An 11,081-nucleotide genomic window follows, 5' to 3' on the forward strand; every position below is an offset into this window, starting at 1 on the left:
CCGTCCGGGTGACGCGCGCGATCGTCATCAGCATCGACGGCCTGGCCGCCTTCTACTGGGACGATCCGGCGGCGAGCCTGCCCGCGCTCCGCGCGCTCGGCGAGCGCGGTGTCGTCGCCCGCCGGATGGACACCGTTTTCCCCAGCACCACCTGGCCCACCCACGTCAGCCTGGTGACCGGCGTGAGCCCGGCGCGCCACGGCGTCGTGGGCAACAGCATCCTCAATCGCGCCACCGCCCGCCCCGAGGATCTGACCGGCGATCCCGTCTACGACGCCCCCGACCTCTTGCGCGCGCCCACCGTGTACGACCACGCCCGCGCGGCGGGCCTGCGGACGGCGGCCATCGACTGGCCGGCGACCCGCAACTGCGCCTCGATCGATTTCTGCCTGCCCTTCTTTAAGGACCAGACGGTCTTCGAGACCCGGACGCCGCGCGCCGTGTGGACGGAGCTCGCGGCGCTGGGCTACCCCCTCGATCGGCAGGGGGAGTGGGCACAGCTCCCCAAGCGGTTTCTCAAGGACGCGATGGTCGCCGACCTCGCCGCCCACGTCGTTCGCCGCCACACGCCCGATCTCCTGCTGCTGCACTTCCTCTGCGTGGACAGCTTCCAGCACCTCCATGGGCCCCGGTCGCCGGAGGCCTACTGGGCGATGGCCTACGTCGATGGGCTCATCGGCCGCTTCCTGGCCACGTTCCCCGCCGGCGAGCTGACGGACCGCACCTCGGTCTTCGTCGTCTCCGATCACGGCTTTCTCCCCGTGACGAGGGACATCCGGCTGAACGTCCGGCTCCGCCAGCTCGGCGCGCTGCGGGTGGACGCCGCCGGGCGGGTGACCGGCGGCGAGGCCCGCTTCGTCGCGAATCTCGGCGCCGGCTATCTCTATGCGCTGGGAGACGCGAACCGCGAGCGGCTCAGCGACCTGGCCGCCGAGCTGGCCGGGCTCGAAGGGGTGGCGCGCGTGTGGACCGAGGCGGGCTATGCGGCGCTCGGGTTGCCGACGCCGGCCGAGAACGCGCACGTCGGCGATCTGCTCTTCGAAGCGGCGGCCGGCTACTGTTTCGTCGACGACGCGCAGGGCGACGAGGTCGCCGGCCCGCCTCGCTATCGCGGCACTCACGGTCAGCGGGCGACGCATCCCGACATCGGCGCCTTCTTCCTGGCCGCCGGGCCGGGCATCGTCCGGGGCCAGCGACTCGGCGAGATCAGGAGCCGCGACGTGGCGCCGACGCTCGCGCACGTGCTGGGCCTGAAGATCGCCCCCACCGAGGGCCGCGCGCTGGGCGAGATCTTCACCGCGTGATAGAATGAACCGCGATTCAGTGAAGCGGGAGGATCTCATGAGAGACGCCGTCATCGTCGGAGCCGTGCGAACCGCCGTCGGCAAGCGGAACGGCAAGCTGTCGCCCGTTCGCCCCGACGATCTCGCCGCCCTGGTGCTGAGCGAGCTGGTGAAGCGCGTCGGCCTCGATCCCACCGAGGTGGAGGACGTGATCCTGGGCTGCGTGGACCAGCTCGGCGAGCAGGGGATGAACATCGCGCGCAACGCGGCGCTCATCGCGGGACTCCCGCTCGACGTCTGCGGCGTCACCCTGGACCGCATGTGCGGCTCCGGCCAGCAGGCGGCGAACTTCGCGGCGATGGGCGTCATGGCCGGCCAGTACGAGTGCGTGATCGCCGGCGGCGTGGAGCACATGACGCGGGTGCCGATGGGCTCGAACGCGATGGGCCCGGGCGAGGGACCACTCTCCCCGGCGCTGCAGGAGCGCTATCAGATCGTGCCCCAGGGCATCTCCGCCGAGATGATCGCGGAGAAGTGGGGCCTCAAGCGCGAGGAGCTGGACGAGTTCTCCGCTCAGAGCCACGAGAAGGCCGGGCGCGCCATCGCCGAGGGCCGCTTCACGCGCGAGATCCTGCCGGTGAGCCTGCCCGACGGCGCCCTCTTCGATACCGACGAGGGCGTACGGGTGCCGGTGAACCGCGAGAAGATGGCCGGGCTGGCCCCGTCCTTCAAGCCCGACGGCGTCGTGACCGCGGCCAACTCGTCGCAGATCTCCGACGGCGCCGCCGCGCTCATGTTCATGTCGGAGGAGAGGGCGAAGGCGCTGGGCCTCCGGCCCCGGGCCCGCGTCGTCGCCACGGCGCTGGCCGGAGTCGATCCCACCATCATGCTGACGGGGCCCATCCCCGCCACCCAGCGCGCGCTGAAGAAGGCGGGCCTGAAGCTGGACGACATCGCGCTCTTCGAAATAAACGAAGCATTTGCATCGGTCGTCCTCGCTTGGGAGCGGGAGCTGCACCCCAATATGAGCCTGGTGAACGTCAGCGGTGGCGCGATCGCGCTGGGCCATCCGCTGGGCTGCTCGGGCGCCAAGCTGATGACGACCCTGCTCCACGAGCTGGAGCGGACGGGCAAGCGGTACGGGCTTCAGACCATGTGCATCGGCTTCGGGCAGGGAATCGCGACGATCATCGAGCGGCTGTAGCCCAATCGGAGGGGGCGGACGTTACGGCCCCCTCCGAAATTCATAGTCAGAGGGGGCCTCACGGCCCCCTCCGAACCTCCCCAGTGGATTGCGCCGGCGGAGCCGGCGCTCGAAACGGCGAGCAGCGGTCGCAGTCGGCGGGCACCATTCTCCCGCCTGGCTGCTAGACTAGGCGCCACAGAGGTCAGCCATGGCCGGGTTTCGCTGCGCGAAGTGCGGGAAGGTCGCGATGGTGCAGAAGATCTGCTGCGGCCGCCCGATGAAGCGCTCCTAAGCGCGCTTCAGGGCGACTCCGCCGGGATCACGGCGAGGTCCAGGCGCGCGAGGCCACGGCGCACGGTCACACCGAGCGTCCGGCCGATCGCCGATTCCGCGAGCAGGCGGTGCAGGTCGTCGACCCGCGTGATCGGCCGGCCGTCGACCGCGACCAGCACGTCCCCTTCCTGGAGTCCCGCCCGCGCGGCCGGTCCGTCCGCCTCGATCGAGACGATCTCCAGGCCGGGCTCGTTGGCGAGCCCCTGCCGGCGGACGACGCGCCGAGCGACCGCCCGCGACTGAGCGACAAGGCCCAGGTACGCGCGGCGGACGCGCCCGTGGGTCAACAGCTGAGGAACGACCCAGGTCGCGGTGGCGATGGGGATGGCGAAGCTGATGCCCTGCGCCAGCGCGATGATGGCGGTGTTGATGCCGACGACCCGTCCCCGCGAGTCCACCAGCGGGCCGCCCGAGTTGCCCGGATTGAGCGCGACGTCCGTCTGGATGACGTTCTCGATCAGGCGCCCCGTCATGCTGCGCAGCGAGCGGCCAAGCGCGCTCACGACGCCGGCCGAGACCGTGGACTGGAACCCGAAGGGGTTGCCGATGGCGATGACGAGCTGGCCCACGCGGAGCCCGGCTGAATCGCCGAGCTGCGCGTGGGGCAGCCCCGTGCCCGTCGTGCGGATGACGGCCAGGTCGGTCGCGGGATCGTCGCCGACCAGCGTGGCCTCGACGCGGCGCCCGTCGGTCAGCGTCACCTCCAAGCGCCGCGCGCCGTGCACGACATGACTGTTGGTCAGCACGTAGCCGTCGGGCGCGATGATCACGCCCGATCCGGCGCCCATGCCCCCCGGACCGCCCTCCCGCCCGGCGACGGTGATGCCGACGACGGCCGGGCCGACCTCCTCGACGACGGAGACCACGGCCCGCGAGTAGGCATCGAGAAGCTCGGCGTCGGACCGCGAATCGTCGCCGGGCTGGGGCCGCCCGGCGGCGATCGGTGCGGCGCCGTTCTCTCGCTCGACGAGGCGCAGCATCAGGCGGCGCGCCTGAGCGCGCGCGGCGCCGGACTGGGGAGCGCGCGCGGCGCCGGGGTGATGACCACCTCGTATCCCTCGGGCACGCGGGTGACGAGCTCGCCCCACGCAGCCTCCACCAGCCACTGCCAACCGGCGGGAGCGGACAGAAATACGCGGCCGGGGCGCCACGGCATGGGCGGGAGCACCCGCACCGCGAGCAGCGACTCGCCGTGCAGCGCGCGGAAGATGGCGGCGCGGAGATCGGCCTGCAGGGCCAGCGCCCGCTCCTCGGCGCGATCCCGCCAGACGCGCCAGGCGAGGGGGACCACGACGAGCGCGGCCAGGAACGCGGTTGCGACGATGGTCTCGAGCATGACTCTCGCCTCCGCCCCTTGGGATGTGGGGGAGGCGGGGCAGGATTCAGCGCTTGGCCTGCGGTTCCTTGCCGTTCGGCTGTTGCGCGGCCACGCGGTCCAGGGCCTTGAGAAGAGCTGCCACCACGTCTTTCTGGTCCAGCAGGCCGACGAGACGCCCGAAGCGGTCCATGATCGGAAGGCAGCCGATCCTCTTGCCGATCATGAGTCGCGCAGCCAGCGCGAGCGAGACATCCGCGCGGGCCGTCACCAGGCACTCGCGCGGCGTCATGATCTGAGCGACCGTCATGTCGGCGAGGTTCGGCATCGTCTCGTCCGGTGGCGTGCGTTCCAGCAGCCTTCGGTAATCGCCGTTCGAGACCACGCCCCGGAAATCGCTTCCGTCCAGCACGGCGAGATGTCGGACACCCTCAAGCCGCATGAGGGCGAGGGCGGCGGCGATGCTGGTGTCGGAAGCGACCGACTTGGTGTCGGCCATCATCGCCCGCCGAATTTTCATGGCCGCAGCGGAACGCAAGCGCGATACCACGTCCCCGGCGAAGGAAATCGCGGAGTTGCCGGGACCCGGCGGGGAGCGGTTGCACCGTTCCTGTGCAAAATGCACAGGAACAGGGCAGCGGGCGCTCAAGCGAGCAGGCGCCAGCCCACCCACTCGGCGCAGGCGCGCCCCAGGATCCACTCCCGGTCCTCCTTGGAGAGGAAGTCGATGCCTTCCCGGACGTGCCGAACGGCGTCCCGGTAGGGCACCGTCAGCCGCGAGTAGTCCGTCCCCCACAGCATCCGCCGCGAGCCGAAGGCTTCCCAGACGCGGCGGAGGTGCTTGGTGAGGTTGGCGAACGGATAGGGCTCGCTCGAATAGCAGGGCAGGGCCGAGACCTTCACCGCCACGTTGGGATAGCGCGCCAGGGCCAGCACCTCGGCGAGATCTGCGAAGGCCTCGTCGTCTTTGAGCTCACCCCGGCGCGCGAGGTGATCGAGGATCAGCCGGAGGCGCGGATGCCGGGCGGCGATCGGCCCGACCGCCGGCGCCTGACCCGGCACGAAGATCATGAGCGGGAGGCTGGCCCGCTCGGCGGCCTCCCAGAACCAGTCGAGCGAGCCGTCCGTCAGCCAGGCCGCCCAGAACGGCAGATGGAACGTGAGGCGGACGCCCAGCATGCCGGGCTGATCCCGCCACTTGGCCAGCTGCGCCTCGGCGCCCGGCGCCTTCGGATCGACGCGCCCCATGACGGCGAAGCGATCCGGCCAGGCGCGCGCCGCCGCCAGCGAGTCGGTGTTGTCGTCGCCGGGCCACGAGGGCGGCACCAGCACCGCGCGGGCGACCCCCGCGTCGTCCATCACGCGCAGCACCTGCTCGGCGCCGAGCGCCGGTCCGTGCGCGTGCCGCGTTCGCCCCGGCGGCCACGGCCGCGTGGAGACGTCGGGGCTCCAGACGTGGATCTGCGCATCGATGATCGTCATCGGGACGCTCCTGGGGGCGGGTCGGTCAGGCGGCGCGGAACGCGGCCTGGAGCGCCGCGTCCAGATCGGCGGGACGAACTGGTTTGAACAGGCACCGGTGGACCTTGAGCGCGTTCAGCCGCGCCTGGTCCTCCTCGCGCAGGCCCCAGCCCGTGATGAAGAGCAGCGGCACGGAGCGGTCGATCGCGCGCAGCCGTTCGGCCACCTCCCAACCGTTCATGCCGGCCATGCCCACGTTGGTCAGGACGGCGTCGAAGCGGCCGGGAGCGTAGGCGTTGAGGGCCGCGGCCCCGCTCTGAACCGCCGTCACCGTGTGGCCGAGGCTCCGCAGCAGCTCCGCCAGCGTCGCCAACACCTGCGAATCATCGTCCACGACGAGCACGCGCGCCTGGCGTCGCGCCTGGGTCTCGGTCGGCGCCGCGGACGGCGGCGTCGCCTCGCGCGCGGTCGGGAACATGAGGGTGAACGTGGTGCCCCGGCCGGGTTCGCTCTCCACGCGGATGTCGCCGCCGTGGCGCTTCACGATGGAGTACGCCATGGCCAGGCCGAGCCCCGAGCCCCCCTCGCCCTTCGTCGAGAAGAAGGGCTCGAAGATGCGGCGGCGCACCGCCTCGGGCATGCCGATGCCCGTGTCGGCGACGGTGATGACCACGGTGGAATCCCCGCCCTCCCGCGCGGCGATCGAGAGCGTGCCGCCCTCCGGCATCGCGTCGATCGCGTTGAGGATGAGGTTGGTCATGAGCTCCGTCAGCGCGGCGGGACGGCCGCTGACCTGCCCGGCCGCGCGCAGGTCGAGCCGCAGGTCCAGCGGGCGGTTTTCGCGCGCGGTCTTTTCCTCCCAGCGGGGCCGGATGATGGCGACCGCGTCCTGCACGGTCTGGTTGACGTCCACGCTCACGAACTGCTCGTCCGGCCGCAGCCGGGCGAACTGCTGGATGCGCCGCACCGTCTCGGAGCCGTCGATGGCGGCGGTCTCCAGCACCCGGAGCGAGCGGTTCACCAGCTCGACGTCGGTGAGGTTCTGCTTCATGAGCTGGGCGTAGCCGAGGATGGCCTGCAGGAGGTTGTTGAAGTCGTGCGCGATGCCGCCGGCGAGCTGTCCCAGGGCGGTGAGCTTCTCGGACTGGTGGAGCTGGCCCTCCACCTCGCGCTGCACCGTGATGTCGTGGACGATGGCGATCAGCCCCTCGAAGGCGCCCTGCCGGCCGCGCAGGGCCGACAGCGTCACCGCCAGGGCCAGCGGGCGGGGATTGCGCTCCAGCGTGACCTCGAAGGCGTGCAGCGGGCTGCCCTGCCCGAGCCGGCGCCTGGCGTCGGAGTAGGCGCCGGCCGGCACGAACTCCGTGACAGGCCGGCCCAGCACCTCGCCGGCGGGGAGGCCGAAGATGCGCTCGGCGGCGGGGTTCCAGCCCTCGATCCGATCGTGCTCGTCGACGGCGATGATGGCGTCGCCCGCCGAGGCGATGAGCTGCTCCAGCGAGCGCTTGGTGTCGGCGATCTCGGTGTAGAGGCGCGCGTTGCGCACGGCGATCGCCAGATACTCCGAGAGCATCTCGAGCAGCTCCCGCTCCCGCGGGTCGATGGCCCGGGCGGAGGGGCGATTGTCGACGACGAGATGGCCGAGCAGGCCCTCGGCGTCCCGGATGGCGCAGGTTGCCAGCGCGGGGTGGGCCGTGGCGGGCGGCGGCTCGTTCTCCGAGATGATCGTCACGCCGTCGTAGCCGAGCGCCCGGCGCAACTGGTCGGTGACGGCGGCGGTCATCTGCTGGAGCTCGAGCTGCCCGACGATCGTCCGCGCGATCTCGCGCAGGATCGAGAGCTGGGTGACGCGGAGGGACTGCTCGGCCGCCTCGCGGCGGGCCGCCTCCTCCAGATCGCGCGTCTTGCTGGAGAGGCTCCGCATCTCCTCCACGAGCCGCGCCACCTGGTCGCGCGCGCCGAGATCGGCGTGGCGCCGGAGCAGGGCGCGGCGCACGATGTCTTCGAGATCCTGGCGCGAGAAGGGCTTGATGAGGTACTCGAAGGCGCCGTGGCTCAGCGCGAGCTTGACCGTTTCCAGCGACGCGTAGGCGGTGATCATCACCACCTCGATGGCGGGGTCGATCCGCTTGATGCGCCGCAGCACTTCGAGCCCGTCGACCTCCGGCATCTTGATGTCCAGGATGACCAGGTCCGGGCGGAACTGCTCCAGCTCCTGCAGCGCGGCGCGGGCGTTCTCCGCCGTCCGGATCTCGTGGGCCGGCTTGAGCAGCATGCGCAGGGATTCGCGGGGCCCGATCTCGTCGTCGACGACGAGGATGCGCGAGCGGGTTGCGGGTGGCGCGGCGAGCGTCATGCCTCGGCGGGCGGCAGGGTCACGTGGAAGGCCAGCTCGTGGCGACCCTGCCGGAAGCGGAGCTGGCCACCCAGCGCCTCGATGAGCCGCTGGCTCACGGCCGGCCCCACGTCGATCAGGCTCTCCTGCACCATCTGCACCGGGTCGAAGATGCGGTCCAACTTGTCGGTCGGCACCGTCGCCGTCCTCGAGCTGATGAGGATGCGCACCTCCTCGGTGCCGTCCTTCTCGGCGTGCCGGTCGACCGAGAGCGAGACCTTCGCCGCGTCGGCCGGGGAGGTGTGCGCGAGGTACCAGACCAGGTAGGACAAGGCCTTCCGCAGCTGGACCGGGTCCACCTTCACCATCTGCGGCGTGCGGTCGCCGGGGAAGTCGAGCTGGGGACACTTGCCGAGCCCCTCGTCGGACAGCTCGATCGCGGTCACGACATCCTCGACCACGGCGTGAACGTCCACGGTCAAAAAGTTTAACTCACCTTCGCTGACCAGTGCTGAAAGTTTTTCAAAAACCTGCACCAGCCGCCGCACGTCCCGGCGGACCACCGCTGAGAAGAGCTTCCGGAAGTCGGGGTCGTCGTAGCGCTCGTCGATCAGCTCGACGAAGGTGTTGATCGACACCAGCGGGTTCTTGATCTCGTCGGCGATGCGCGCGATCACGCGACCGAGGAGCTGGAACTCCTGGGTCTGCCGCTTCTGGGCGGCCAGCTCCTTCTGGGTGGTACGGTCCTCGAAGACGAGGACGGCGCCCAGCTGGGTCGGCCCCTCGCCGCGGATCGGATAGGTCGAGACCTCGAGCCAGAGCCCCCGGAGGGCCAGCTGGATCTCCGACTTGCCCTGGGCGCGCCCGTAGGCCAGCGTCTCGTACAGCATGTCGCCGAGCGGGGAGGGCAGGACTCTCAGGTCCTGGCGGATGACATCGACGGCGCTGAGGCCCAGGATCTCCTCGGCCCGCTGGTTCATCGTGCCCACCCGCTCATCGCGGCCGATGGTGATGACGCCGCTCGACATGTGGGCGAGGATCCGCTCGTTGAACTCCTTTTCCTGCTGGAGCTGGTGGTGGAGGGTGATGTCGCGGATGGCCGTCGCCAGGTGGGTAGCGAGATCGAAGAGGATCTCCGTCTCGTGGCGGCCGTAGGTGCCGCCCACCACCGGCTGGCCGACGACCAGCATGGCGACCAGCTCGCCCTGGGTCAGCAGGGGCACGGCCACCACCCCCCCCAGCAGCCTGAGCTCCGCGATCAGCGCGGGATCTGTCAAATCCTGCAGACGCGCCGGCCGGCCCTGGGTGGCCAGCCAGCGGCTGAGCCCGTGGGTGGCCGACACGCGCACGGCGTCGACCACCTGGGGGGCCAGGGCCCGGTGCGCGCGCACGCGGTAGGTCTGGCCGCCGCTGTCCAGCAGGAGCAGCGCCGAGCGCGTCGGCCGGAGCAGCTCCCCGATGGCGTCCAGGAACATGTCGAGCAGCCGCGGCAGGTCGAAGCCGGCCGCGAATACCCGGCTGAATTCCCTGAGGATCCGGGTCAACATCTCCGTCTCCCGCGCCGGCTCCTCTCCGGTGCTGGTCGAGTCGGAGGCGCGGGGGGCGACCTGCGCCCGGAGGGTCGCGATCTCGTGAAGCATGCGCTGCCGGCCGTCCGCCTGATGGAGCGCGCCGTCGAGATCCCGCTGGGTGAAGGTGGCCGGGAGGCTCAAGTCGGCGGCCCCCCCCTCCTCCTCGCCGGGTCCGATGGCGAGGACCAGGGTGCCCGGCGTCATCTCCCGGACCTGGGACACGAAGGTGCCCAGGCTCCGGGCGGGTCCGCGGCTGTCGCGAATGACGGTGTCGACGTCGATCAGACGGAGGGTCTTCAAGGCGTCGGCATCGGCCTGAGCCAGGAAGACCGAGGCCTCGGCGAACCCCCGGAGTATGCGCGTCCGAAGCGCGTCGTCGGGCGTGACGACGAGGACTGTCTTCATGCGCGGGCGTTCACGTCTCTATCTCTGACCTCGCTCGTCGCCTGCGCGGCTACGGCAAGCGGGAACTCCGCCGTGAGCAATGCACCGCCCGCGGCACGGTTCGCCGCCCGGAGCTTAGCACGGTGGGCCGCAGCAATGCCCGCACAAATTGTCAACCCAAGGCCGGAGCCGCGCTGCTTGGTGGTGATGAACGGATCGAAGACGTGCTCGAGCAGCTCGGGCGGGATGCCGGGGCCGGAATCGGCGAGGGCCACGGCCACGTGGTCGCCGGTGGCGGTCAGCTCGATGGACAAGGTGCCGCCGGGAGGCGTGGCCTCGCAGGCATTCATCAGCAGGTTGATGAAGAGCTGCTCCAGCTCGCCGTGGTCGCCGAGCACGAAGCGTGGCTCGGCGCCCAGGCTGGTGCCGGTCGAGATCCGTTTTTCGTCGAACGCCGGCCGCAGGAACTCGACCGCTTGGGCGAGCGGCTCCCGGACGTCGAGCCGCTGCTTGGGACGGTCGCTGGGGCGCGAGAGGGTCCGCAGCTGCTCCACCAGGCGCTCCATCCGGCCGATCTCGCGGGTGACGATCCGGCTGAACTCGTCGGCGAAGAGCGCATCGCTCTGGCGCCGGGGGATCAGCTGGGCGAACGTCTTGATGGCCACCAGCGGGTTCTTGATCTCGTGGGCGAGGCTGGAAGCGAGCACCTCGAAGTAGGCCAGGCGCGCCGCGCGTTGCCGCTCGCTCTCGAGCTGCTTGAAAGGCGTCAGGTCACTGAACACTGCGACGGCGCCGAGGATGACCCCCGCGGGATCGCGCAGCGGGGACGTCGTGCATATGACCGGGCGCGTCACCGCACCGTCCGGGAGCGCGATTTCCGGCTGTGTCCGCTCGCGGCCGTCGGCGACCGTGCTCTTCAGCAGCGCTTCCAGATCCGCCGGCAGCACGTCGGCCGATTGATTCTTCACCCCTTCGGCGGGAAGCCTGGTGAGCTGCGCGGCCGCTCGATTGAACATCGTGACGTGCCCAGCGGCGTCGATGGCGACGACGCCGCTCTCGATGGTGGCGACGACGTTCTCGATGAACTCGTTTGCCAGCACCACCTGGGTGTAGAGTTGCGCGTTCTTGATCGCGGTTCCCGCCTGATTCGCCAGCGTCATCAGCAGGTCGAGGTCGTGAGGGTAGAAGGGGTCCCACGACAGCTTGGGCCCGA

Annotated in this window: 9 protein-coding genes; 2 read left to right on the forward strand and 7 right to left on the reverse strand. The window is 70.7% G+C overall.

All coding sequences use genetic code 11. The features are described from left to right. Positions 1–8 precede the first annotated feature (8 nt). Both VGV13_09190 and VGV13_09195 read left to right on the forward strand, forming a co-directional pair. Positions 9–1,304, forward strand: coding sequence for an ectonucleotide pyrophosphatase/phosphodiesterase (locus tag VGV13_09190; protein HEV8641257.1), 1,296 nt, complete (start codon positions 9–11; stop codon positions 1,302–1,304). Between the two features lie 37 nt (positions 1,305–1,341). Next, entirely contained in the window at positions 1,342–2,487 is a 1,146-nt protein-coding gene (locus VGV13_09195) for a thiolase family protein (protein ID HEV8641258.1), read from the forward strand. Between the two features lie 281 nt (positions 2,488–2,768). Here VGV13_09195 and VGV13_09200 read toward each other — a convergent pair whose 3' ends face one another. From VGV13_09200 to VGV13_09230, 7 genes are all read right to left on the reverse strand, one after another. Then, on the reverse strand, positions 2,769–3,782 hold the full coding sequence (locus VGV13_09200) for a trypsin-like peptidase domain-containing protein (GenBank protein HEV8641259.1): 1,014 nt from the start codon (positions 3,780–3,782) through the stop codon (positions 2,769–2,771). Beyond that, a complete protein-coding gene (locus VGV13_09205) occupies positions 3,782–4,138 on the reverse strand; it encodes a hypothetical protein (protein ID HEV8641260.1) in 357 nt (118 codons plus the stop codon). The genes VGV13_09200 and VGV13_09205 overlap by 1 nt, the downstream gene beginning before the upstream one ends. A 46-nt stretch (positions 4,139–4,184) precedes the next feature. Continuing rightward, complete coding sequence (locus tag VGV13_09210) at positions 4,185–4,619, reverse strand: CBS domain-containing protein (GenBank protein HEV8641261.1); 435 nt, start codon at positions 4,617–4,619, stop codon at positions 4,185–4,187. Between the two features lie 143 nt (positions 4,620–4,762). Next, on the reverse strand, positions 4,763–5,599 hold the full coding sequence (locus VGV13_09215; protein ID HEV8641262.1) for an amidohydrolase family protein: 837 nt from the start codon (positions 5,597–5,599) through the stop codon (positions 4,763–4,765). Positions 5,600–5,624: 25 nt separating this feature from the next. Beyond that, on the reverse strand, positions 5,625–7,934 hold the full coding sequence (locus tag VGV13_09220; protein ID HEV8641263.1) for a response regulator: 2,310 nt from the start codon (positions 7,932–7,934) through the stop codon (positions 5,625–5,627). After that, positions 7,931–9,889 carry a GAF domain-containing protein gene (locus VGV13_09225; GenBank protein ID HEV8641264.1) on the reverse strand — a complete coding sequence of 653 codons (1,959 nt, stop codon included), beginning with the start codon at positions 9,887–9,889 and terminating at the stop codon, positions 7,931–7,933. Before VGV13_09225 ends, VGV13_09220 begins: the two co-directional genes overlap by 4 nt. Then, positions 9,886–11,081, reverse strand: a 1,196-nt coding sequence (locus tag VGV13_09230; GenBank protein HEV8641265.1) for an ATP-binding protein, incomplete at its 5' end; no start/stop codon positions are given. The genes VGV13_09230 and VGV13_09225, both read right to left, overlap by 4 nt.

It is taken from the genome of Candidatus Methylomirabilota bacterium (assembly GCA_036001065.1).
Lineage (GTDB): Bacteria > Methylomirabilota > Methylomirabilia > Rokubacteriales > CSP1-6 > MNEF01.